This window comes from Streptomyces bobili (assembly GCF_002154575.1).
Lineage (GTDB): Bacteria > Actinomycetota > Actinomycetes > Streptomycetales > Streptomycetaceae > Streptomyces > Streptomyces bobili.
The window spans coordinates 1-23,588 of sequence record NZ_MUBA01000036.1; the positions used below are offsets into that span (position 1 = coordinate 1).

The following is a 23,588-nucleotide window of genomic DNA, read 5'->3' on the forward strand; positions in this document are numbered from 1 at the left end:
GTGACCCGCAGGCCCCGCCCCGACCGCGCGGCGACCATGCGCGGTACGACGGCCATGCCGAGCCCCGCCCGCACGAACCCCAGCACCGCGTCCATCTCCCCGCCCTCCACCGCGAAGTCGGGCTCGAACCCGGCGGAGCGGCACGCGGCGACCGTCAGCTCGCGCAGGTCGTAGCCGTGCCGGAACATCACCAGGCGTTCGCCCTCCAGGTCGGCGATCCGCACGGTCCGCCGGCCGTGTCCGGGTTTGGGCGACTCCGGCGAGGACACCACCACCAGGTCCTCCCGCAACAGCTCAACCGTGGTCAGGGCGGGGGAGGGCGTGGGCAGCGGCAGCACCACCAGGGCGAGGTCGAGCGCGCCGCGGGCCAGCTCCCGCACCAGGTCGTGCGAGCCGCCCTCCTCGATCAGCAGCCGGATGCCGGGGTAGCGGTCGTGGAAGGCCCGCAGCACGTCCGGCAGCAGGCCGGTGCACAGACTCGGCGTCGCGCCCAGCCGGACCCGCCCGCCGCGCAGCTGCGCCAGCTCCTGCACCTCGTACCGGGCCGTCTCCGTGTCCGCGAGGATCCGGCGGGCCAGCGGCAGCAGTGCCTCGCCGGCGTCGGTGAGGGTGATGTTGCCCCGTGCCCGCTGGAACAGGTCGGCCCCCAACTCCCGCTCCAGCGCCTTGATCTGCTGGGAAAGCGAGGGCTGGGCGACATGCACCAGCTCGGCGGCCCGGGTGAAGTGCCGCGTCTCGGCGACCGCCACGAAGTACTGGAGCTGCTGGAACTGCATCCAGCCATGATAGGCGTTCCCTATGGAAACGAGCCGGACCATGTCTTGGACTGATGAGGCCGTTCGGCCCTAGCGTCCCTTCCATGGCTCTGGCAACGCGGACGGACCGACGGACGTCCATGGCGCGCACGGTGTGGGACTCCTCCGTCGGCAAGAAGACAGTGATGGCCGTCAGCGGTCTGATCATGCTGCTGTACCTGGTCGCCCACATGATCGGCAATCTGAAGATCTTCTTCGGGCCGGGCGAGTTCAACCACTACGCGCACTGGCTGCGCACGGTCGGCGAGCCGTTCATGCACTACGAGTGGACGCTGTGGCTGATCCGCGTCGTGCTGGTCGTCGCGGTGGTCGCGCACGCCGTGTCCGCCTACCAGCTCAGCCGCCGCGGCATCAAGGCCCGTCCCGGAAAGTACGTCCACAAGAAGGCGCGGACCAGCTATGCGACGCGCACCATGCGCTGGGGCGGGATCATCCTCGGCCTGTTCATCGTGTGGCACATCCTGGACCTGACGACCGGCACCGTGCACTCCGGAGGCTTCCAGGAGGGCCGGCCCTACCAGAACGTCGTGGACACCTTCTCCACCTGGTACGGCAACGTCATCTACATCGTCGCGATGCTCGCCGTCGGCCTGCACGTCCGGCACGGCTTCTGGAGCGCCGCCCAGACCCTGGGCGCCGGCAGCCGCACCCGCGACCGCGCCCTCAAGATCGTCGCCGACGTCCTCGCGCTGCTGCTCACGGCCGGCTTCATCGCCGTACCCGTGGGCGTCATGACCAAAGTGGTGAGCTGAACATGACTTCCTACGCGGACTACACGACCGGTGAACCCGTCGCCGACGCCAAGGCCCCCGCCGGACCGATCGCCGAGCGCTGGGACACGCGCCGCTTCGAGGCGAAGCTGGTCAACCCGGCCAACCGGCGCAAGCACACCGTCATCGTCGTCGGCACGGGCCTCGCGGGCGGCTCCGCCGGCGCCACCCTCGCCGAACAGGGCTACCACGTCGTCCAGTTCTGCTACCAGGACTCCCCGCGCCGCGCCCACTCGATCGCCGCGCAGGGCGGCATCAACGCGGCGAAGAACTACCGCAACGACGGCGACTCCGTCCACCGGCTGTTCTACGACACCGTCAAGGGCGGCGACTTCCGGGCGCGGGAGTCCAACGTCCACCGCCTCGCGCAGATCTCCGTCGAGATCATCGACCAGTGCGTGGCGCAGGGCGTCCCCTTCGCCCGGGAGTACGGCGGCCTCCTCGACACGCGCTCCTTCGGCGGCGTCCAGGTGTCGCGCACCTTCTACGCCCGCGGCCAGACGGGGCAGCAACTGCTGCTCGGCGCCTACCAGGCACTCAGCAGGCAGATCGCCGCCGGGAACATCGAGATGCACCCGCGCACGGAGATGCTCGACCTGATCGTCGTCGACGGGAAGGCGCGCGGGATCGTCGCGCGGGACCTGATCACCGGCCGGATCGACACCTACTTCGCGGACGCCGTCGTACTCGCCAGCGGCGGTTACGGAAACGTCTTCTACCTGTCGACGAACGCCATGAACTCCAACGCGACCGCGATCTGGCGGGCGCACCGGCGTGGCGCCTACTTCGCGAACCCGTGTTTCACACAGATCCATCCGACCTGCATCCCACGCACCGGCGACCACCAGTCCAAGCTGACGCTGATGAGCGAGTCGCTGCGCAACGACGGCCGGATCTGGGTACCGAAGGCCAAGGGCGACGACCGGCCGCCGAACCGGATCCCCGAGGACGAGCGCGACTACTACCTGGAGCGGGTCTACCCGGCCTTCGGCAACCTCGTCCCGCGGGACATCGCCTCCCGCGCCGCGAAGAACGTCTGCGACGAGGGCAGGGGTGTCGGACCCGGCGGGCAGGGCGTCTACCTCGACTTCGCGGACGCGATCGAGCGGATGGGCCGTAAGGCCGTCGAGGCCAAGTACGGCAACCTCTTCGACATGTACCAGCGGATCACCGACGAGGATCCGTACCGGGTGCCGATGCGGATCTACCCGGCCGTGCACTACACGATGGGCGGCCTGTGGGTCGACTACGACCTCCAGACCACCGTGCCCGGCCTGTTCGCGATCGGCGAGGCCAACTTCTCCGACCACGGCGCCAACCGGCTCGGCGCGTCCGCGCTGATGCAGGGGCTGGCCGACGGCTACTTCGTGCTCCCCGCGACCATCAACGACTACCTCGCCCGCAACCCGCACCAGAGCCGGATCGACGACCGACACCCCGTCGTCCAGGAGGTGTTGGCGGAGAACCAGGACCGCCTCAACCTGCTCCTGTCCGTCGACGGCGACCGCACGCCCGACTCCTTCCACCGCGAGGTCGGCGAACTGATGTGGGAGTTCTGCGGCATGGCCCGCACCGACTCAGGGCTGCGCAAGGCGCTGGAGCGCATACCGCAGATCCGCGAGGAGTTCTGGCGGCGCATCAAGGTCCCCGGCACCGGCGAGGAGTTCAACCAGTCGCTGGAGAAGGCGAACCGCGTCGTCGACTACCTGGAACTGGCCGAGCTGATGTGCCTCGACGCGCTGCACCGCGCCGAGTCCTGCGGCGGCCACTTCCGGGAGGAGAGCCAGACCCCGGACGGCGAGGCCGCCCGCCGGGACGAGGAGTTCGCCTACGCCGCCGCATGGGAGTTCCCCGGCACCGGCGATGCCCCGGTCCTGCACAAGGAAGACCTGGCCTTCGAGTACGTCCACCCCACCCAGCGGAGCTACGCATGAAGCTCACCCTGCGCGTCTGGCGGCAGCAGAACGCCGACGCTGACGGCGCCATGTCCACGTACGAGGTGGACGGGATCTCCTCCGACATGTCCTTCCTGGAGATGCTCGACACCCTCAACGAGGAACTCATCCTCAAGGGCGAGGACCCGGTCGCCTTCGACCACGACTGCCGCGAGGGCATCTGCGGCGCGTGCTCCCTCGTCATCAACGGCGACGCGCACGGGCCGGAACGCACCACCACCTGCCAACTGCACATGAGGTCCTTCCAGGACGGCGACACGATCGACGTCGAGCCGTGGCGGGCATCCGCCTTCCCCGTGATCAAGGACCTGGTGGTGGACCGCACGGCGTTCGACCGGATCATCCAGGCCGGCGGTTACATCACCGCGCCCACGGGTGCCGCCCCCGAGGCCCACGCCACCGCCGTGCCCAAGCCGGACGCCGACTTCGCGTTCGAGCACGCCGAGTGCATCGGCTGCGGCGCCTGCGTGGCCGCCTGCCCCAACGGCGCCGCGATGCTGTTCACCTCCGCCAAGGTCAACCACCTGAACGTCCTGCCGCAGGGCGCGCCCGAGCGGGAGACCCGGGTGCTGGACATGGTGGCCCAGATGGACGAGGAGGGCTTCGGCGGCTGCACCCTGGCCGGCGAGTGCGCCACCGCCTGCCCGAAGGGCATCCCCCTGGTGTCCATCACCGCGATGAACAAGGAGTGGCTGCGCGCCACCCGCAAGGTGGCCAAGCGCTGAGCGCGGACCACGCAGCAAGAAGACGTTCGCCGAAACGCGCGGACGGGCGGGGCCGGGAGTGGTGCTCATCCCCGGCCCCGTCTGGCTTCGGCGGCAACCGGGGAGCGCCAGGCATTCAGCATCCCCACACCCGCACTCCTGGCACACGTCACGTACACGCCAACCGGCATCGGAAGAAACAGGGGGTACCGCTCCGTCCCCACCTCGTGCGTGTCCAGGAGAGAGCCATGACCGGCGTTTCCACCCTCGCTCGTCCCGTGCAGTCCACGGCCCCCGTCCGCTACACCGTCACCCTGGCCCGCGACGAGGCGGACGTGCGGGCCGCGCAGCGGCTGCGCCACGACGTCTTCGCCGGGGAGATGGGCGCCCTGCTCACCTCCGCCGAGCCCGGCCTCGACGCCGACCCCTTCGACGCCTACTGCGACCACCTGCTGGTGCGCGACACCGACACCGGCCAGGTCGTCGGCACCTACCGGCTGCTGCCGCCGGAGCGCGCCGCGGTCGCCGGACGGCTGTACTCCGAGAGCGAGTTCGACCTGACGCCGCTGGACGGGATCCGCCCCGGCCTCGTCGAGGTCGGCCGCTCCTGCGTGCACCCCGACCACCGCGACGGCGCCGTCATCGGCCTCATCTGGGCCGGCATCGCCCGCTACATGGTGGACAACGGCCACGAGTGGCTGGCCGGCTGCTGCTCCGTCCCCCTCGCCGACGGCGGCACCGCCGCGGCCGGCGCCTGGGACCGCGTACGGGACAAGCACCTGGCGCCCGAGGAGTTCCGGGTACGTCCGCTGCTGCCGTGGGTGCCGAAGCCGGACCTGACGCCGCCCGCCCGCACCGAGCTGCCCGCGCTGCTGCGCGGCTATCTCCGGCTCGGCGCCTGGGTGTGCGGCGAGCCCGCCCACGACCCGGACTTCGGGGTCGCCGACCTCTACGTGCTGCTGTCGATGCGCCGGGTCAACCCGCGCTACCTGCGGCACTTCCTCTCGCTCGTCCCGGCCTGATGAGCGCCTGGCTGCCCAGCGCGCCCTGCACCCCGCGGGCGTGCGTGGAGGGGACGGGTTCCCTCACCGGCGTACCGCGGGCCGTGCTGCGGCTCCTGGCCGTAACGGCGCTGCTGCTGGCCGGGATCGCGCTGCTGCCGGCCGGGCGCGGTGTCCCGGCCTCGCTGGTGCGCCGGTGGTGCCGGGCCGCCGTCCGGGCCGCCGGGGTCCGGCCGCGGCTCACCGGGGCCGCCGTACCCGACGGCGGCCTGCTGCTGGTGGCCAACCACATCTCCTGGCTGGACATCCCGCTGCTGGCCATGGTCCGCCCCGCCCGGATGGTCGCCAAGACCGAGATACGGCGGTGGCCCGTCGCGGGCCCGCTGGCCGCCCGTGGCGGCGTCCTGTTCATCGACCGGGACCGGCTGCGGACCCTGCCGGGCACGGTCGACCACATCGCGGGACTGCTGCGCTCGGGGGCGGCCGTCGGCGTCTTCCCCGAGGGCAGCACCTGGTGCGGCCGGGCGCAGGGCCCCTTCAGCCGGGCCGTCTTCCAGGCCGCCCTGGACGCCGGGGTGCCCGTCCAGCCGCTCCGCATCCGCTACCGGCTCACCGGCGGCGGCGCCACCACGGTCCCCGCGTTCGTCGGCGACGACTCGCTGCTGGCCTCGGTGTGGCGGGTGGTCACGGCGCGCGGACTGGTGGCCGAGGTCGAGGTGCGCCCGGCGCTGCGCCCCGGCGCCCATGCCGACCGCCGGTCACTGGCACGGGCCGCCCAGGCGCGGACCGGGCCCGAGGGGACGGCGTCAGTGCGGGCGGCGGCGACGAACCGACGAGAGGAAAGTAGGCATTTGTCCGTTTCCTGTCCAGTGGGGAGGTGACTCGGAAACCAGAAGCCGTCTGGAAGGGAGGGCGATGCCATGATCGCCCGGGAAGAGATCAGAAATGTGCTGGACCACCCCGTCTATGACGGGGAGGGTCACAAGATCGGCGAAGCCAGGCACGTCTTCTTCGACGACATGACCGGGCGCCCCGAATGGGTGACGGTCAAGACGGGCCTCTTCGGTTCGAGCGAGTCCTTCGTGCCGATCCGCGACGCCTCGATGGTGGAGGACCACATCGAGGTCCCCTACGCCAAGGACCGCATCAAGGGCGCACCCAACGTGGACGTCGACTCGGGCGGGCACCTCTCGGAGTCCGAGGAGCACCGCCTGTACGACTACTACGGCATCGACTGGAACAGCGTCCTCGAGGACGACACCTCCGGTCCGGACGGCGGCCAGGCCGGCCAGGGCGACCGCAGTGCTCAGGCCGCCGGCACCGGCACCGCCGCCGCGGCCGGAACGGCGGCGGGAGCCGCCCCCGCGACGCGCCGCCCGGACACGGCAGCCGGGACGGCGCCGGGCACACAATCGGGCACGCGATCGGGCATGGAATCGGGCATCGCCTCGGGCATGCGTCCGGGCGAGGCGGACACCGGGTACGGCGCGGGCCGCGCCGGCGGCGACGCCATGGCCTCCTCCGGCGACGCGATGACCCGCTCCGAGGAGCGGATGCACGTCGGTGTCGAGCGGCGCGAGACCGGACGGGCCCGACTGCGCAAGTACGTCGTCACGGAGGACGTCGAGCAGACCGTGTCCGTGCGCAAGGAGCAGGCACGCATCGAGCGCGAGCCCATCACCGAGGCCAACCGCGACGCCGCCCTCACCGGGCCGGAGATCAGCGAGGCCGAGCACGAGGTCACCCTGCACGAGGAACGCCCCGTGGTGGAGACCGAGACGGTGCCGGTGGAAAGGGTCCGGCTGACCGCGGACGAGCACACCGAGGAGGAGACCGTACGCGGCCAGGTCCGCAAGGAGCGCATCGAGGCCGAGGGGATCGAGACGGAAGGATACGGCGACAACCCGCCGGACCGCCCGTGAGGCCGGTCGTCCCACAGCGACGCGAACCCGACCGCGCGGTGGCCCCGGCGGTACGGTGACGCGGCGGGCGGCGGTACCTGACCGCCGCCCGTGTCGGAACTCCGCGACCCGCTTCACCGGTTCAGGTACGCGGTTCCCGGCTCGGTTTCCGGCCTGGTCCGTGCACGACGGCCGCCAGCCGCCGGTAGGAGTCGAGCAGCGCCGACCGGTCGTAGGTGCTGGTGGTGACGAGGACCTCCTGGGCACCCGTGTCCTTCAGCACCGTCTCCAGTTCGTCGGTGACCTGTTCCTCGGTGCCCGCGATCTGACCGGCCAGAGCGGACTCGTAGAGGCCGCGTTCGCGCGGTGTCATCGAAAGCGCCTCGACCCGCTCGGCCGGAGGCAGCGGAGGGAACGTCCCACGGGTGCGGGAGTACGCCATCGACCAGGCCTCCGGGATCAGCAGCCGACGGGCCTCCTGCGGTGTCGCGGCGACGGCGACCGTGCCCGAGACGACGACGTACGGCTCCGCGGCCCACGGGGACGGGCGGAAACGGGCACGGTATTCGTCGACCCCGCGCCGCAGCCGGTCGCGGTCGCGCAGATCCCCGATCACCATCGGCAGCCCCGCCTCGGCCGCGATCCGCGCGCCCTCGCCCATGGCCAGCACGAACGGCGGCACGGTCAGCCCCTCGGAGGGGCGGGCGCGCACGCCGGTGGGCGAGCCGCCGCGGAACCAGCCGAGCAACTCCCGTACCTGGGCGCCGAAATCCTCGGCGTCGTCCTTGTCGCGTCCCAGCGCCCTGCGGACCCCGTCGGTGAAGCCGACCGACCGGCCCAGCCCCATGTCGATCCGGCCGGGGAACAGTGACTCCAGCACCCCGAACTGCTCGGCGACCACCAGCGGCCGGTGGTTGGGCAGCATGACCCCGCCCGTGCCGACCCGGATCGTGCCGGTCGCGGCGGCCACGGCGGCGGCCAGCACGGTCGGCGCCGAGCCGGCCACCCCGGGCACTCCGTGGTGCTCGGCCAGCCAGAAACGCTCGTAACCGAGTGCTTCCACCTCGCGCGCCAGCGCCACGGTGTCCCGCAGCGCCGCGTCGGCCGGATGACCCTCGCGGATGCGGGAACGGTCGAGGACGGAGAACCTGGCGGCTTCGATCACAGAGCTCACAGGGTGTTCAACGCGTGGCGGGCGCCGTGATTCCCGTACGGCGGCTGAGCACCGAGGATGGTTCCATGAGCAGCTGAGGGACCGTGCGGTTGCCCTGCCTCGGGCGGTCTCTAGGGTGGTGGTGTGACCGACAGCAGCAGGCGGCCCCTCGCCGTGTTCGACCTCGACAACACCCTTGCCGACACCGCTCACCGGCAGCGGTTCCTGGAGCGCAAGCCGCGCGACTGGGACGCCTTCTTCGCGGCGGCGCCGCAGGACCCGCCGCTCGCGGAGGGGATCGCGCTCGCCGTGGAGAGCGCGCGGGAGTGCGAGGTCGTCTACCTGACCGGGCGGCCCGAGCGCTGCCGGCGGGACACCCGCGACTGGCTCGACCGGCACGGACTGCCCGAAGGGCGGGTGTACATGCGGCGTGACGGCGACCGCAGGCCCGCGCGCCGCACCAAGCTGGAGATCCTGCGCCGGCTCGGCAAGGACCGCGAGGTGCGGGTCCTGGTGGACGACGACGAACTCGTCTGCGACGACGCGGAGGCGGCAGGCTTCACCGTGATCCGGGCGCGCTGGGCGGAACCCTCGGCCGCACTGCGCGTCGCGCAGGAGCGGGAGGGGCGGACCTGAGGCGTGATGCATGCCTGAGGCGTGATGCGTCCCTGAGTCGTGGGGCGTGGCTGGAGCGGCGTACCCGAGGCGCGGGCGGCCCGAGTGGCGGGTCGCCACTCGGGCCGGCTCACTCCGTCCGGCGGTCCGCGGGCCGGACCGTCCGTGCCGCCGTGGCCGGGCGGCCGCTCCGCGTCACTCCGGCGCGTCCAGGCGGAAACCGACCTTGAGGCCCACCTGCCAGTGCGCGACGTCGCCGTTCTCGATCTGGCCGCGCACCTGGGTCACCTCGAACCAGTCCAGGTGCCGCAGGGTCTGCGAGGCACGGGAGATGCCGTTGCGGATCGCCTGGTCCACGCTGTCGGGCGAGGTGCCGACGATCTCCGTGACCCGGTAGGTGTGGTTCGACATGCGGGTGCTCCTCTCGGCCGTGACGGCGGTGTCACGTGTGTCACGCGTCACTCCACCGTGCCCCAAGCTGCGGCGGAGCGCGAGGCGTCGGAGGTGTGGGCCTGTTCCCCCTTGACCTCCGCATTGGTCCATACCAAAATCCTGCACACCCGTTCGGGCAACCATGCCCGTTTCCCCCACGCCGGGCCCCTCATCCCTGTCCACCAGGCAGAACAGGACCCCCGTGAGACGTCGCCTCCTCGCCCTCCTCTGCGTGACCGCCTCCCTCGTCACCGGCTGCGGTGCCGTGCCCGGCATCGGCGGCAGCGACCGGCACACCGTCACCGTCTGGCTGATGAAGGACAGCGCCTCGCAGGACTTCCTGGACCGCTTCACCGCGGGCTTCGAACGCGATCACCCCGACCTCGACCTGGACATCCGCATCCAGGAGTGGACCGGCATCGGCGAGAAGGTGCAGACGGCCCTGGAGGGCGAGAGCGAGGGTGAGGGCGGACCGGACGTCATCGAGGTCGGCAACACGCAGGTCCCGCAGTACGTGGACGGGAACCGGTTGCTCGACCTGACCCTGGAGTCCGTCGCCAAGTGGGACAAGGACGAGTGGCTCCCCGGCCTCGCCGATCCCGGGCAGCGCCGATTCCACCAGTACGGCATCCCCTGGTACGCGGCCAATCGTGTCGTGATCTACCGCAAGGACCTCTTCGAGCAGGCCGGGATCACCGCCCCGCCGCGTACCCGCGAGGAGTGGCTGACCGCCACGGAGAAACTGAACTCGGGCGGGAACCAGGGCATCTACCTGGCCGGCCAGGACTGGTACACCCTCTCCGGATTCATCTGGGACGAGGGCGGCGACCTCGCCACGGAGGACAGCGGCCGCTGGGAGGGAAGCCTGGACACCCCGGCCGCCCTGCGCGGGATGACGTACTACCAGCGCCTCCAGGCCCTCGGCGCGGGCCCGGTCGACGCCGACGAGGAACACCCGCCGCAGGCAGGGGTGTTCGCCGCGGGCAAGGTGGCCCAGATCGTCGCCGTCCCCGGCCTCGCACGAGCCGTCGTGAAGCAGAACCCCGCCCTGGAGGGCAAGTTGGGCTACTTCCCCGTACCGGGCAAGTCCGCGGCCAAGCCCGGTGCCGTCTTCATCGGAGGCTCCGATCTCGTCGTGCCCCGCAACACCGGACAGCGCGAGGGGGCCGTCGCGGTGGTCGCCGCGCTGGCCGGCGCCGAGTGGAACTCCGACCTGGCCCGCACCATGAACTATGTGCCGAACAAGGCGAAACTGGCGTCGGCCGTCGCGGGCGAGGAGGGGGTCGCGGCCATGGCGGCCGGGGCCGCACAGGGGCGGGCGACCCCCAGCACACCCGAGTGGGCCGCCGTGGAGGCGGACAACCCGATCAAGACGTACATGACCAAGGTGCTCGGCGGAGCCGATCCGGCCACCGAGGCCCGCCGCGCCTCCCGCAGCATCACGCAGGCGCTGACGGTCTCGGCGGGCTGACCGGCCGGCCCCGCCGCGGCCCTACCGCACGGTGCTCAGCGACACGGTGCTCAGCGAGAGCGCGAAGCGGCCCTCCCGGTCCGTCCACCAGTGGGACAACTCCATTCCGGCCGCCGACAGTTCTGCACGCACGCCCTCCTCACGGAACTTCGCCGACACCTCCGTACGCAGTTCCTCACCCGCCGCGAAGTCCACGGCGAGATCCAGCGCCGGCAGCTTCACCGTCTGCGCCGTGCGGGACCGCAGCCGCATCTCGATCCACTCGTTGCGCGCGTCCCAGAGCGCGACATGGTCGAAGGCGCCGGGATCGAAGTCGGCGCCCAGCTCCCGGTTGACGACGGCCAGGACGTTCTTGTCGAACGCGGCCGTCACCCCGGCCGCGTCGTCGTACGCCCGCACCAGGACCTCCTCGTCCTTGACGAGGTCGGTGCCGAGCAGCAGCGCGTCGCCGGGCGAGAGCAGTGCGCGGACCGAGCCGAGGAAGGCGGCGCGCTCCTCGGGCAGGAGGTTGCCGATCGTGCCGCCGAGGAACGCCACCAGCCGCGGACCCGGAGTGTCGGGAAGCGTCAGCGGGGCGGTGAAGTCGGCGATCAGGGCGTGGACGTTCAGGCCCGGCCGCTCGGCGATCAGCGCCCGGCCGGCTCCGGTGAGGGCACTCTCGCTGACGTCGACGGGCACATAGGTGTCCAGGTCCGTCAGCGCGTCGATCACATGGCGGGTCTTCTCCGAGGAACCGGAGCCCAGCTCGACGAGGGTGCGGGCGCGGGTCGCGGCGGCGATCTCACCGGCCCGGTCGACGAGGATCTCGCGCTCCGCCCGCGTCGGGTAGTACTCGGGCAACTCGGTGATCCGCTCGAAGAGTTCGCTGCCGTGCGCGTCGTAGAACCACTTCGGCGGCAGCGTCTTCGGGGTGGCGGTCAGGCCCTGGAGGACGTCGGCGCGCAGGGCGGCGTCCGTGGCGTCCTCGGGGAGGGTGCGGGTGATCTGGAAGGGGCTCACGAGCCGGACTCCTCGGGTCGTACGGGCGCCGTCTCCGCGCTGGGATCCTTGAGCGGAGTGAGCAGCACCTCGGTGCGGGTCGCGGTGAGCAGGGTGCGGTCGGGGACCTCCTGCCAGCGCGGATCGTCGTCGTAGGGCTCGGAGGCCACGACCGCGCGGCCGGGCTCCGTCAGGTACCACAGGGTGTCCCCCCAGGCCGTCGCGGTGACGGCGTCGCCGTTGCTCAGCAGCAGGTTGAGGCGGGAGCCGGGCGCCGCCGCGGCGACCTCCTGCACCGTGTCGGCGAGTGCCTGGCCCTCCGTGTCCCCGGCGCGCAGCCGGGCCAGGACCAGCGCCCACACGAACGCCGAGTCGTTGCGCGCCTCCATGGACAGCACCGCGGCCGCCGGCAGCGACCGCGCGAGCGGCTCCAGGGACCCCGGCCAGCCCGGCACGGCCCCGTTGTGGCTGAACAGCCAGGGCCCCGCCGCGAACGGCGCAGCCGCCGCCTCGGCGTCCGCCCCGGCCAGCGTCGCGTCCCGTACGGCGGCCAGCACCACCCGGCTGCGCACGACGCGGGCCAGGTCGGCGAAGGACAGGTCGGCCCAGATCGGCCCGGCCCGGCGGTAGCGGGCCGGCACCGGGTCGTCCCCGGCGTACCAACCCACTCCGAAACCATCGGCGTTGACCGTTCCGTACCGTTGCCGGCGCGGTGCCCAGGACTGGCGGTACAGGCCGTGCGCGGGCTCGACGAGGAGCGCGCCGAGCGGCTCCTCCGGGCCTACGTACGCGAGGTGACGGCACATCAGAGAGCCCCCGTGCGGGCGGTGCGGAAGCCGGAGAAGATCTGCCGCCGGATCGGATAGTCCCAGTTGCGGAAGGTGCCCCGGCAGGCCACCGGGTCCACCGCGAACGAACCGCCGCGCAGCACCTTGTGCTCGGGGCCGAAGAAGACCTCCGAGTACTCCTTGTACGGAAACGCCCGGAACCCGGGATAGGGCTGGAAGTCGCTCGACGTCCACTCCCACACGTCGCCGATCAACTGCCGTACCCCCAGAGGGGATTCTCCCGCCGGATAGCTGCCGGCGGGCGCCGGGCGCAGATGGCGCTGGCCCAGGTTGGCGTGCTCGGGCGTAGGGTCGGCGTCGCCCCACGGGTAGCGCGTCGAGCCGCCCGTCGCCGGGTCGAAGCGGGCCGCCTTCTCCCACTCGGCCTCGGTGGGCAGCCGCCGCCCGGCCCAGCGGGCGTAGGCGTCGGCCTCGTACCAGCACACGTGCAGCACCGGCTCCTCGGGCGGCACGACCTCGGTGACGCCGAAGCGGCGGCGCAGCCACTGCCTGCCGTCGCGGTGCCAGAACAGCGGGGCGACGATCTTGTGCCGGCGGATGTGGGACCAGCCCTCCGGCGTCCACCAGCGGGCGTCGTCGTAACCGCCGTCGGCGATGAACGCCTGGTAGGCGCCGTTGGTCACCGGCGTGGTGTCGATGTGGAACGCCGCCACCTCACGCCGGTGCGCCGGCTTCTCGTTGTCCAGCGCCCACGGCTCCCCGGAGGTGCCCATCGTGAACGGGCCGCCCGGCACGAGCACTTCGGACGGCCCGGTGAACAGCGGGACCGGCCGAGGGTCGGGGGCGGTCAGGGCCTGCGGGCCCGTACGGAGCTGATGGGTAATCAGCATCGTCTCGTCGTGCTGCTGTTCGTGCTGGGCGACCATCCCGAAGGCGAAACCCGCCTCCGTCAGCCGCGTTCCGTCGAAGTCGGCCGACTCCAGCACGTCCAGGACCCGCCCGCGCACCTCCGCCGCGTAGGCGCGGGCCTCGGCGGGCGGGAGCAGCGGCAGCGAGGGCCGCTCGGAGCGAGGGTGCTCGAAGGCGTCGTACAGCCCGTCGATCTCGGGGCGCATGGCGTCACGGCCGGCCACGGCGCGCAGCAGCCACAGCTCCTCCTGGTTCCCGATGTGCGCGAGGTCCCACACCAGGGGGGACATCAGCGGGGAGTGCTGAGCGGTGAGGTCGGGCTCCTCGACGCAGCTCGTCAGAAGGGTGGTGCGCTCGCGGGCGGTGACGAGGGTGGTCAGCGCCCGCTCGCGGAGCGCCTCGGTGTCCAGCGCCTCGGCGTCCAGGGTCTCGGGTGCGAGGTCGGTCATGTGCGGATGTCCTTCCCGTGTGTGCGGCCGTCGGTGCCGCACAGGCGGTCGAGCTGGTCGTCGGCGGGGCTGCGGCCCTTGCGGACGTAGCGCTCCAGGTACGCGGCGACGGCGTCCGTCACCTCGGTGGTGGCGCCGATCCGGGGCAGTGCCTCCAGGGCCGTCGTGAAGCAGGCCACAGCGGTTTCGCGCAGTTCGGGGTCGGCCAGGCCCGCGCGTGCGGCCTCGCTCCACAGCGGATTGTGCGGGGCCGGAAGCGACCGGGACCGTTCCGCGAGCGGTTTCACGGCCCGGTAGGCGCTCTCGGCGGCCTCCGGATCGTCGAACAGCGCCGTCGTCACGGCGAGCGGCACGATCCAGCCGTCCTCGCCCGGCTGCGCGTCGATCATCCGCAGCTCCAGATGGCCACGTGGTCTGACCGGCGGGAACAGCGTGGAGACGTGGTAGTCGAGATCCGCCCGCGTGGGCGTTCCCGACCGGGTCCACTCCCGGAAGGTCAGATCCTCGGGCACGTCCCACGGACCGGCGTCCCGGCGTACGCACATCACCGGGGCGTCCAGGACATGCCGGGCCCAGGCGGCGCGCGGTTCCCGGTCCAGGGCGGGTGCGCCCGCGCGGCCCGCGCCGATCTCCATCCACAGCAGCTGCCGGGTGGAGCGCCAGCCCGTCGGAGCACTGCCCAGCAGCGGCGAGTTGGCGAAGGCGGCGACCAGGACCGGGCCGAGCGTGTGCGCCAGCCACCAGCGCCGCCCGTGTCCCAGCGGGCCGGGCTCCTCGTGCCCCGCGTCGAGGCAGACCTGGACGGAGGCCGAGGTGCACATCATGGCCCGCCCGGCCGGACCGGTGCGGTCGAGATACGCCTCCATGGCGTCGTAGCGCGGCTCGTGCAGGAACCGGCGGGGCTGGTGCCAGGGGTCGGTGCCGAGTCCGGCGAGGACCAGTCCCGCCTCGCGCAGGACCGCGCGGACGGCGTCCAGGTCGGCGGAGACGGTTCTCACGCACTCCATGAGGGAGGCGGCGGGCGGCGAGCTGAGCTCCAGCTGGCCACCGGGTTCGACGGTGAGCGCCGAGGACAGCGGCACCGTCCGCAGGGCCTCGTAGGCCGCCGCGAGTCGTTCGGGTGTGACGGGGAGCCGCGGTCCGCGCAGCTCCTGGACGATCCATTCCACTTCGACCCCGACGGTGCGGGGCGGCCCGGTCTTGAAGCAGATGCCCTTGACCAGGGCTTCCACCTCCGCCTCGGTGAGGGCCGTACGGGTCTCCGTACAGTCACTCCCCGAAGCGCTGCTCGATGTGTCGGACATGTCGGGATCCTCCTGAGATTCCACCATGCCACCAGTCCGGCTTCGGTGGCGCCGGACCGGTTCGCTCATCCACCCAAGACCCTCGCGTCGAATCGCACAAGAGTGCCCAAGGATGCGTCCGGGACCGGAGAACCGTCGCTTCCCTACCAGTTCCTTACCGCCTCCCCACCGTTTCCCGCGCGTTTCCGGTGAGTCCCGCAGGTGTTCCCCGGATCGGTGGAAACCCGGTTGCACCGCCTGTCCAGCATCGCTCACGATGCGTGCATGAGCACGACGGGGGAGACGGGCCGGACGACGGGCCGGACGACGGGGGAGACGGGCGGGATGCGGTACGCCGCGCGGCACACCGTGCGGCAGGCGGCTGTGGCGTCCACGGGGGTGGCGCCATGAGCGCGCGGCTGCGCGGAATCGCGCGGGAGACGGAAGCGGCCGTGGCGGCGGGCGCGTACCGCATGCCGGACGGACGCGAGATACCGCTCGCCGCCGCGGTCGAGGCCGCTCGGGAGGGGACCCGCATGCTGGGACCAGGCTCGGTGCCGGTGCCGGTGCCGGTGCCGGTGCCGGTGCCGGTGCCGGAAACGGCTCGGGAAGCGAGTTCCGAAGCCGCGCCGACCGAACCGCGGATCGAGGTCACCGGCGAGAGCAGCCTGGAGGCCGCCCGCAGACTGGCGGACGCCCCGGTGGCGGTCCTCAATTTCGCCTCCGCCCGCAACCCCGGCGGCGGTTACCTCAACGGTGCCCAGGCCCAGGAGGAAGCCCTGTGCCGCGGCTCGGCGCTGTACACGTGTCTGCTGCGCGCGCCGGAGTTCTACGACCACCACCGGGCCCACCGGGACCCCTTCTACACGGACCGTGTCATCCACTCACCCGCCGTGCCGGTGTTCCGCGACGACCGGGGCCGGTTCCTGTCCGAGCCGTACACCGCCGGCTTCCTGACGGCCGCCGCGCCGAACGCCGGAGTGGTGCTGCGTACGGCGCCGGAGCGGGCGTCGGAGCTGCCGCGCGCCCTGGCCGTACGCGCCGAACGCGTGCTGGAGACGGCCGCGGCGCACGGTTACCGGCGACTGGTCCTCGGCGCCTGGGGCTGCGGCGTGTTCCGCAACGACCCCGCGCAGGTGGCGGGCGCCTTCCGGACGCTGCTGGGACCCGGTGGCCGCTTCGAGCGGACGTTCGCGCACGTGGTGTTCGGCGTGCTGGACCGGACGCCGGGCAGCACGGTCCGGGCAGCGTTCGCACGTGCGTTCCCGGAGCCGGGGCAGCAGAACCGGGAATGACCCGGCCGCCGCTCGGCCACTGGTGATCCGCGGTCCTGACCGGCCCGTCCGTTCCTCAGCTCCAGCCGTACCGCTCCCGCAGCCGGTGCACCACCAGGTTGAAGCGCATCCGGTCCAGGGCGCAGGCCTCCCGGCGCATCCCCGACTCGTGCAGCCGCAGCACACGGTCGATGTCCACCCAGGAGTCCCGCCCCGAGCGGTCCCAGGGCCCGCTGCCGATCGGCACCCACTCGCGGTCCCCGTCGTGCCGCTTGCTGGAGAGCTGCACGGCCAGGAAGGTGCCGGCCGCCTCGCGGGCGACGACCAGCACCGGGCGGTCCTTGCCTCGCCCGTCGTTCTCCTCGAAGGGCACCCAGGTCCAGACGATCTCGCCGGGGTCGGGGTCGCCGTCGTGCGCGGGCGAGTACTCGGTGCGCACCCGCCCGACCTCGCGCGGCTCGGCCTCGGTGGTGGCGGAGGGGCCGAAGCGGCCCGGAACGTTCTCTTCGGTAGACGCGGTCACGAGGGCACCCTAGAGGCTGCCCCGGACGCGGCGGCGACCGCGGTCCGTCACGGCCCCGGCCGGCGGCGACCGCACCCTCCGTGCGCCCAGCGGCGACATGGCCCGTCGAGTGAAATCCCCTGCGGGCCGTGCTCGTCATGACCCGACCGGTGAAACCACCTGCTGACCAAGCCCGTTGGTCGCCATTGCCATTGCCATTGCCATTGCCATTGCCATGCGGTCGGGCGGGATCCGCCTCGTGCTCGGCCTGCGCCGGTTCACACCGCCGGGGAATCCGTCACGAGCGGCTCAGGCCACCGTTCGTGCCAGCGCAGCTCCGCCTCCAACTGGGCGGCGAGCGACAGGAGCAGCGGCTCGCTGTCGGCGGGGCCGAGGAGTTGCGCCCCGACCGGCAGCCCGGCGGGCGTGAGACCCGCGGGCACACTGACGCCCGGCCAGCCGAGGACGTTCCAGGGCCACGCGTAGGGGCACGCGGCGATCATGGCCCGGTCGGTGGCGAATCCGCTCAGCTCCAGCAGCGCGCCGATGCGTGGCGGGGGAGCGGCCGTCGTGGGCGAGAGCACCACGTCGTACGTCTCGAAGAAGCGGCCGATACGGCGGTGCAGGACCGTCTCCGCACGGCGGGCCGCGCGCAGCGGGGCGCCGCCGAGGAGCCGGCCCAGCCGGGCGGCGTCACGGGTGCGCCGGTCGAGCAGCGCGGGGAACGGCGCGTCGGCGACCCACTCGGCGATGCCGGCGGTCGCCCGTGGCACGAAGGTCAGCCCGATCTGCCCGTAGGGCGGGTCGGCCTCCTCGACGGTGTGTCCGAGCCCGGCCAGTGTCCCGGCGAGGCCGACGACCCGGTCGCGGACCTCGGGGAGCAGCCGGGCGGGCACGGCGGTGAACGGCGGCTTCAGCGCGAGCGCGATCCGCAGCCGGCCGGGGTCGCGGCCGACCGCGGCGAGGGCGTCGACGGCGGGCGGACAGTGCGGGTCGCGCGGATGGTTGCCGCTCGCCGAGTCGAGGAGGAGGGCCGCGTCGGCCACGGTCCTGGCGAGGGTGCCGTTGACGGTGATGCCCTGGAAGGACTCGCCGCGCGGCCAGGTCGAGACGCGTCCGCGCTGCGGTTTGACGCCGACGAGGTGGGTCCAGGACGCCGGGATGCGGACCGATCCTGCGCCGTCCGAGCCGAGCGCGGCCGGTACCAGGCCCGCGGCCACCGCGGCTGCCGAGCCGCCGGAGGAGCCCCCTGGCGTGTGCCCGGGGTGCCAGGGATTGCGGGTGGCGCCGAAGGCCGGACCCTCGGTGAACGGCCACTGTCCCAGTTCGCAGGTGTTGGTCTTGCCGACGATCACGGCACCCGCCGCGCGCAGCCGCCGTACCGCCTCCCCGTCCTCGGCGACCGCCGGGTGGGTGCCGGCGCAGCCGAAGGCGGTCGGCTCGCCCGCCACGTCCATGTCGTCCTTCACGGCGACCGGCACCCCCAGCAGGGGCCTGCGCACACCGGCGGCCAACTCCCGGTCCGCGGCGTCAGCTTCGGCGAGGGCGGCCTCGGCGCGGACGATGCGGAAGGCGTTGAGGGTGTCCTGGGTCGCCTCGATCCGCGCCAGGGCCCGCTCGACCAGCGCACGGGAGGTGACCTCCCCTGCGGCCAGTGCGCGGGCGGTGTCGATGAGGCCTGCGGAACGGTCGAGCGGCATGGCGGAGCACCTCCGGGAGCACGTCGTCTACCGAACGGTAACCTCTGGGGCCCGGCGGCGGAAAGCACTCCGGCGGGCCGCGAGTCTCCGTGTCCGCCACAGGCGTCGCACAGGGCACGGCCGTTCCTGCGCAAAGCATTGACGTGCCCTGGAGCCACCCCTACCTTCTGATCGACTTTCCGAACCCCGTTCGGCAAGTCGAACGTTGAGCCGTAGGGAGAGAGCCGCACATGACCACACGTCGCCCCACCCCGTCCCGCCGCAGCCTGCTGCGTGCCCTGGCCGCCCTGCCCGCTTCCGCGCTGGTGCTCGGGGAGATGCCCGGCCTGCTCGGCACCGCGCTCGCCGCCGCCCCGCCCAGCGGCTCGGCCACGCGCTACACCATCGTGCCGTTCCTGGACAGCAACGACGGCACGGTGAACGTCTATCAGTCGGACGACGCCACCGACTTCCGCCTCGCGAAGTCCGCCGCCTACACCCCGCCCGCCAACCGCATCCGCGACGCGAGCGTCATCAAGCACACCAACGGCTACTACTACCTGACGTACACCACCCACACCTGGCAGGACCCCAGCACCACCATCGGCTTCGCCCGCAGCACCGACCGGCTCACCTGGTCGTTCCTGTACGACTACACGGTGCCCATCGCGAACCTCTCGCGCGCCTGGGCGCCGGAGTTCTTCGTCGACAGCGACGGCAGCGTGAACGTCATCGTGTCCTGCTCCACCACGGACGACGAGTGGATCTTCACCCCCTACCTGCTGAAGGCCACCAACTCGGGCCTCACCGCATGGAGTTCACCGGTCGCCCTGTCCGGCATCGGGAAGAACCACATCGACACCTTCGTCGTGAAGCTCGGCTCGACCTACCACGCCTTCACCAAGAACGAGACGACCAAGTACATCGAGTACGCCACCGCCACCAGCCTCGCCGGCCCCTACACCATCTCCCGTACCGGCGACTGGGCGGGCTGGGGCAGCTACCGGGAGGGCCCGGCCCTCGTCCAGCTCGACAACGGCGGCTGGCGTCTCTTCTTCGACGGCTACGGCGACGGCACCTACTACTACAGCGACAGCTACGACACCTTCACCACCTGGAGCGCGCCCAAGGGTCTCCCGGCCGTCTCCGGCACGGCCCGCCACTTCACGGTCGTCAAGGAGACGGTGACCGGCGGAGTGAGCCTCCCCAAGAACGTCACCCGCTCCTTCCGCTCCGTCAACTACACCACCCGGCACTGGCAGGCGCAGTCCTCGCTGCTCAACCTCCCGGTGGTGACCGCCTCCAGCACGGCCGCGGAGAAGCAGGCGGCCACCTTCACGGTCGTCCCCGGCCTCGCGGACGCGAACGGCTACTCCTTCCGCGACGCGTCGGGCAACTACCTGCGCCACTACTCCTACCGCGCCCGTTTCGACCCGAACGACGGCACGTCGACCTTCGCCAAGGACGCCACCTTCATCGCCCGGACCGGCACCACGAGCGGCTCGGCACGCTTCGAGTCGTACAACTACCCCGGGTACTACCTGCGCCACTACAACTACCAGCTCCGCGTGGAGCAGTCCGACGGCACGGAACTGTTCCGGACGGACAGCTCCTTCCTGCCGGTGACCGCCTGGGCCTGATGGGGCCCGCGTCAGGTCCGATCTCGGCCGACGTGACTTCGTGCGGCCTGTCCTCGCCTGCGGGACCTCGGGGAGCCGCTCGTTTTGACCACTGAAACCGAGCGGTTTACGATGGCGTAGAAACCGATCGGTTTCGTGGTTCCCGGTGCCGCCCCTCCGAGGAGTACCGCCGACGGCCGGGCGTACCGGGGAGCTCGGCCCGCGACGGTGCCGTCCGGTCTCCTGACGAAGTCGTGTTGTCGAGATCGGAGCAGGCCATGCAGCCCACCCACCCCTTCCGCGTCCTGCGCGCGAAACCGCTGTGGATCGCCAACGGCGTCATCACCGGCGTCCTGGCGCTGCTGTTCACCGTGTTCTACGTCGGCGCGAGCATCGACCCCGTCAGTCACATGAAGGAGCTGCCCGTCGGTCTGGTCAATGCCGACAGGGGTGCCGCAGCCGGGGGCGAGCAGGTCAACCTGGGCAGGCAGATCACCGAGTCGGTCAAGAAGTCCGCCGCGGGCGGGGACAAGATCGACTGGAAGGTGATGGACGAGAAGGAGATGAAGGACCGGATCGGCAAGGGCGAGCTGTTCGGCGCGCTCGTCGTTCCCGGCGACTTCACCTCCTCCGTCACCGCGCTGACGGACGCCCCGGCCACCGCTGCGCCGGCCCGCCCGACGCTGACGGTGCTGACCAACCAGTCCGCCGGCAGTGTGGGTTCCGGCCTGGCACGGACCGCCACGACGGAGGCGGCCCGGAACGCCTCGCTCCAGGTGGGCAGGGAGCTGACCGCGCGGAACGGGTCAGGGTCCGCGGACCTGTCCACCGCGGCACGCCTCCTCCTGGCCGACCCGGCGGCCGTCACGGTCAGGGACGGGCATCCCCTCGACTCGCACAGCGGCCTCGGCCTGACGGCGTTCTACTACGCTCTCGTCCTGGTGGTCTGCGGCATGCTCTCCGCCAACGTCATCAGCGGCCAGGTGGACCACGCCCTCGGCTACACCCGCAACGACATGGGCCCGCGGCGGCTGCACCGCCCGCTCGTCCGGGCCACCCGTGTGTAGACCCTCGCCGTCGCCGGCACCCTGATGGCCGGACTGTCCGTGCTGATGGGCACCCTGGTCATGGTGGGTGCGGTCGGCCTCATGGGCATGGACGCCTCCCATCTGCCGCTGCTGTGGCTGTTCTCGGTGGCCGCCATCGCCGTCTCCGGGATCGGCGCGCTCTCCCTCCTCGCCGTCTTCGGTACGCCCGGCATGCTGGTCGTCACCCTGGTCTTCATCGGAATGGCGGTGCCGACGGCCGGTGCCACCACGCCGATCGAGGCGCTGCCCGGCTTCTACCGCTTCCTCGCCGAGTTCGAGCCGCTGCGGCAGCTCACCGGCGGACTCCGCTCGATCCTCTACTACGACGCCCAGGCCGACGCCGGCCTGACCCGTGCCTGGGTGATGATGGCCGCCGGGCTCACGGCGGGCGTCCTGTTCGGGTTCGGCGTGACGAACTGGTACGACCGCAAGGGGCTGGACCGCATCCCGGCGGAGGGGAAGCCCGAGGAGGCCGCTGTCCCGGTGTAGCGGAAAGTGGGGCGCCACCGTTGGGCTTGCGCACCGGAACCGATCGGTTTACGGTAGTGGAAACCGATCGGTTTCTCATTTCTGGAGGCAGTCATGACCACCCTCAAGGGCGCAAACGTCTTCGTCACCGGCGGCAGCCGGGGGATAGGCAAGGCCCTGGTCGAGGAGCTCTACACGCGCGGTGCCGCCAAGGTGTACGCCACGGCCCGAGACCCGCGTTCCGTGACGCATCCCGACGCGGTCCCGGTGGCGCTGGAGGTCACCGACCCGGCGTCCGTGGCGGCGGCCGCCGCACAGGCGGGCGACGTCACCGTGCTGATCAACAACGCCGGTGCGGCGGTCGGCGCGTCCTTCCTGGACTCGCCCGTCGACGACGTGCGCCGCGAGTTCGAGACCAACTTCTACGGCCCGCTGCTGGTCGCCCGTGCCTTCGTGCCGGTCATCGAGCGCAACGGCGGCGGCCACCTCCTCAACGTGCACTCCGTGCTGTCCTGGCTGGCCCTCGGCGGTTCCTACAGTGCCTCCAAGGCCGCCCTGTGGTCGCAGACCAACTCCCTGCGCCTGGAGCTGCAGCCGCGTGGCATCGCCGTCACCGGACTGCACGTGGGCTACGTGGACACCGACCTGGCGGCCGGCGTCGAGGCACCCAAGTCCGATCCCCGTGACGTCGCCGTACTCGCCCTCGACGGGGTCGAGGCGGGAGCGTACGAGGTGCTCGCCGACGACATCTCACGGCAGGTCAAGGCGGGTCTCGCAGGCGACCTGGCGGGCCTGTACGAGCAGTTGGCGAAGTAGGGGCCCGGCGCGATGTCCACCACGGAGTCCCACCCAACGATCCACGTTCCGGGGACCGCCGTCCGTACCCTCGCCCCGCGCGGCGGACGCCTGAGCCGCGAGGGAACGCTGCGTTACCTCGAGGCGGGCAGGGGCGCTCCCGTCGTCCTGCTGCACACCGTGCGCACGCAGGCCGAGCACTTCCGCTCCCTCATCCCGCTGCTCTCGGACCACTACACCGTGTACGCCCTCGATCTCCCCGGGATGGGCCACTCCGAGATCGTGCCCGGCGCGTCGTACGACGAGCCGGCGATGCGCGCGGGTGTCGAGCGGCTCCTCACCGAACTCGACCTGCACGACGTGACGCTGGTCGGGGAGTCCATGGGCGCGGTGTTGGCCCTGACCGCCGCGGCCGGGCTGCCGGCGCGGGTGCGGCGGGTCGTCGCGGTCAACGCGTACGACTACCGCGGCGGAATCACCCGGTCCGGCACTCTCGCCCGCGTGGTGATCGGCGGGGCTGTGACTCCGGGCGTCGGCCAGGTCGTCGCCCGGATGGAGAACCGAGCGGTCCTCGGCCGGATCCTCCAGGGCGGTCTGATCGAAAACAGCGCTCTGCGGCCGGACTACGTGGACGAACTCCTCCGGTCGGGCAGCCGCCCCGGCTACCCGGCCGTCGCCCGCGCCGTGTACCGCGCCCTGCCCAGCCTCATCGCGGCCCGCTCGCGCTACCCCGAGGTCAAGGCCCCCGTCCACCTCGTCTACGGCGAGAAGGACTGGTCCCGGCCGTCGGACCGGCGGGCGAACAAGGAGCTGCTGCCCGCCGCCGAGTTCACGGAGCTGCGGGGAGCGGGCCACTTCATCTCACTGGAGCGGCCGGAGATCGTGGCGGAGCTGCTGGCCTGGGGGGCCTGAGCGGGCGGGGGGCCGGAAGCCGGCGGC

Annotated in this window: 22 protein-coding genes and 1 pseudogene; 14 read left to right on the plus strand and 9 right to left on the minus strand. The window is 72.1% G+C overall.

What is annotated here, in order from left to right; all coding sequences use genetic code 11:
* A partial coding sequence (locus tag BZL64_RS03340; protein ID WP_086765965.1) for a LysR family transcriptional regulator occupies positions 1 to 776 on the minus strand: 776 nt, incomplete at its 3' end.
* 119 nt (positions 777 to 895) lie between these two features.
* On the opposite strand from BZL64_RS03340, the gene BZL64_RS03345 reads away from it, so the two are divergent.
* The 6 genes from BZL64_RS03345 to BZL64_RS03370 all read left to right on the plus strand — a co-directional run bounded on the left by BZL64_RS03345 (position 896) and on the right by BZL64_RS03370 (position 7,167).
* A complete protein-coding gene (locus tag BZL64_RS03345; RefSeq protein ID WP_086765967.1) occupies positions 896 to 1,567 on the plus strand; it encodes a succinate dehydrogenase in 672 nt (223 codons plus the stop codon).
* A 2-nt stretch (positions 1,568 to 1,569) separates the two neighbouring features.
* Entirely contained in the window at positions 1,570 to 3,519 is a 1,950-nt protein-coding gene (locus BZL64_RS03350; protein ID WP_086765969.1) for a fumarate reductase/succinate dehydrogenase flavoprotein subunit, read from the plus strand.
* Entirely contained in the window at positions 3,516 to 4,265 is a 750-nt protein-coding gene (locus tag BZL64_RS03355; RefSeq protein WP_086765971.1) for a succinate dehydrogenase/fumarate reductase iron-sulfur subunit, read from the plus strand. Before BZL64_RS03350 ends, BZL64_RS03355 begins: the two co-directional genes overlap by 4 nt.
* A 227-nt stretch (positions 4,266 to 4,492) precedes the next feature.
* The gene (locus tag BZL64_RS03360; protein ID WP_086765973.1) at positions 4,493 to 5,266 is read left to right on the plus strand and encodes a GNAT family N-acetyltransferase; all 774 of its coding nucleotides are present in this window, start codon (positions 4,493 to 4,495) and stop codon (positions 5,264 to 5,266) included.
* Positions 5,266 to 6,126 (plus strand): lysophospholipid acyltransferase family protein, encoded by an 861-nt coding sequence (locus tag BZL64_RS03365; protein WP_086765975.1) that lies wholly within the window; start codon positions 5,266 to 5,268, stop codon positions 6,124 to 6,126. The genes BZL64_RS03360 and BZL64_RS03365 overlap by 1 nt, the downstream gene beginning before the upstream one ends.
* A 39-nt stretch (positions 6,127 to 6,165) precedes the next feature.
* Positions 6,166 to 7,167: a PRC and DUF2382 domain-containing protein gene (locus tag BZL64_RS03370; protein WP_086765976.1), complete on the plus strand. Its 1,002-nt coding sequence runs from the start codon at positions 6,166 to 6,168 to the stop codon at positions 7,165 to 7,167.
* 121 nt (positions 7,168 to 7,288) lie between these two features.
* On the opposite strand, the gene BZL64_RS03375 is transcribed toward BZL64_RS03370, so the two are convergent.
* The gene (locus BZL64_RS03375; RefSeq protein ID WP_086765978.1) at positions 7,289 to 8,320 is read right to left on the minus strand and encodes an LLM class flavin-dependent oxidoreductase; all 1,032 of its coding nucleotides are present in this window, start codon (positions 8,318 to 8,320) and stop codon (positions 7,289 to 7,291) included.
* A 123-nt stretch (positions 8,321 to 8,443) separates the two neighbouring features.
* Here BZL64_RS03375 and BZL64_RS03380 point away from each other — a divergent pair, with 123 nt between their 5' ends.
* Positions 8,444 to 8,935, plus strand: coding sequence for a phosphatase domain-containing protein (locus BZL64_RS03380; protein ID WP_086765980.1), 492 nt, complete (start codon positions 8,444 to 8,446; stop codon positions 8,933 to 8,935).
* 174 nt (positions 8,936 to 9,109) lie between these two features.
* On the opposite strand, the gene BZL64_RS03385 is transcribed toward BZL64_RS03380, so the two are convergent.
* On the minus strand, positions 9,110 to 9,325 hold the full coding sequence (locus BZL64_RS03385; RefSeq protein ID WP_086765982.1) for a dodecin: 216 nt from the start codon (positions 9,323 to 9,325) through the stop codon (positions 9,110 to 9,112).
* 223 nt (positions 9,326 to 9,548) lie between these two features.
* Between BZL64_RS03385 and BZL64_RS03390 the strand changes: the two genes are divergently transcribed.
* Positions 9,549 to 10,817: an extracellular solute-binding protein gene (locus BZL64_RS03390; RefSeq protein WP_086765984.1), complete on the plus strand. Its 1,269-nt coding sequence runs from the start codon at positions 9,549 to 9,551 to the stop codon at positions 10,815 to 10,817.
* Positions 10,818 to 10,838: 21 nt separating this feature from the next.
* On the opposite strand, the gene egtD is transcribed toward BZL64_RS03390, so the two are convergent.
* The 4 genes from egtD to egtA are packed head-to-tail and all read right to left on the minus strand — an operon-like array spanning position 10,839 to position 15,245.
* The gene (gene egtD / locus BZL64_RS03395) at positions 10,839 to 11,816 is read right to left on the minus strand and encodes an L-histidine N(alpha)-methyltransferase (RefSeq protein WP_086765985.1); all 978 of its coding nucleotides are present in this window, start codon (positions 11,814 to 11,816) and stop codon (positions 10,839 to 10,841) included.
* Positions 11,813 to 12,601 carry an ergothioneine biosynthesis protein EgtC gene (gene egtC / locus BZL64_RS03400; protein WP_086765987.1) on the minus strand — a complete coding sequence of 263 codons (789 nt, stop codon included), beginning with the start codon at positions 12,599 to 12,601 and terminating at the stop codon, positions 11,813 to 11,815. The genes egtD and egtC overlap by 4 nt, the downstream gene beginning before the upstream one ends.
* Positions 12,601 to 13,941 (minus strand): ergothioneine biosynthesis protein EgtB, encoded by a 1,341-nt coding sequence (gene egtB, locus BZL64_RS03405; protein ID WP_086765989.1) that lies wholly within the window; start codon positions 13,939 to 13,941, stop codon positions 12,601 to 12,603. The genes egtC and egtB overlap by 1 nt, the downstream gene beginning before the upstream one ends.
* Positions 13,938 to 15,245, minus strand: a complete 1,308-nt coding sequence (egtA, locus tag BZL64_RS03410; RefSeq protein WP_086765991.1) for an ergothioneine biosynthesis glutamate--cysteine ligase EgtA — start codon at positions 15,243 to 15,245, stop codon at positions 13,938 to 13,940. Before egtA ends, egtB begins: the two co-directional genes overlap by 4 nt.
* Positions 15,246 to 15,509: 264 nt before the next feature.
* On the opposite strand from egtA, the gene BZL64_RS41885 reads away from it, so the two are divergent.
* Positions 15,510 to 15,635: a hypothetical protein gene (locus BZL64_RS41885; protein ID WP_279634586.1), complete on the plus strand. Its 126-nt coding sequence runs from the start codon at positions 15,510 to 15,512 to the stop codon at positions 15,633 to 15,635.
* Positions 15,632 to 16,519, plus strand: a complete 888-nt coding sequence (locus BZL64_RS03420) for a TIGR02452 family protein (RefSeq protein ID WP_086765995.1) — start codon at positions 15,632 to 15,634, stop codon at positions 16,517 to 16,519. The genes BZL64_RS41885 and BZL64_RS03420 overlap by 4 nt, the downstream gene beginning before the upstream one ends.
* A 55-nt stretch (positions 16,520 to 16,574) precedes the next feature.
* Here BZL64_RS03420 and BZL64_RS03425 read toward each other — a convergent pair whose 3' ends face one another.
* On the minus strand, positions 16,575 to 17,021 hold the full coding sequence (locus BZL64_RS03425; RefSeq protein ID WP_086765997.1) for a type II toxin-antitoxin system PemK/MazF family toxin: 447 nt from the start codon (positions 17,019 to 17,021) through the stop codon (positions 16,575 to 16,577).
* Between the two features lie 257 nt (positions 17,022 to 17,278).
* Complete coding sequence (locus BZL64_RS03430; protein ID WP_086765999.1) at positions 17,279 to 18,700, minus strand: amidase; 1,422 nt, start codon at positions 18,698 to 18,700, stop codon at positions 17,279 to 17,281.
* A 230-nt stretch (positions 18,701 to 18,930) separates the two neighbouring features.
* On the opposite strand from BZL64_RS03430, the gene BZL64_RS03435 reads away from it, so the two are divergent.
* The 4 genes and pseudogenes from BZL64_RS03435 to BZL64_RS03450 all read left to right on the plus strand — a co-directional run bounded on the left by BZL64_RS03435 (position 18,931) and on the right by BZL64_RS03450 (position 23,561).
* Complete coding sequence (locus BZL64_RS03435; RefSeq protein ID WP_086766001.1) at positions 18,931 to 20,319, plus strand: glycoside hydrolase family 43 protein; 1,389 nt, start codon at positions 18,931 to 18,933, stop codon at positions 20,317 to 20,319.
* Between the two features lie 257 nt (positions 20,320 to 20,576).
* Positions 20,577 to 21,875 (plus strand): annotated as a pseudogene (locus BZL64_RS03440) (DUF3533 domain-containing protein).
* Between the two features lie 93 nt (positions 21,876 to 21,968).
* Entirely contained in the window at positions 21,969 to 22,670 is a 702-nt protein-coding gene (locus BZL64_RS03445) for an SDR family oxidoreductase (protein ID WP_086766003.1), read from the plus strand.
* A gap of 12 nt (positions 22,671 to 22,682) precedes the next feature.
* Positions 22,683 to 23,561: an alpha/beta fold hydrolase gene (locus BZL64_RS03450; RefSeq protein WP_086766005.1), complete on the plus strand. Its 879-nt coding sequence runs from the start codon at positions 22,683 to 22,685 to the stop codon at positions 23,559 to 23,561.
* Positions 23,562 to 23,588: the final 27 nt, after the last annotated feature.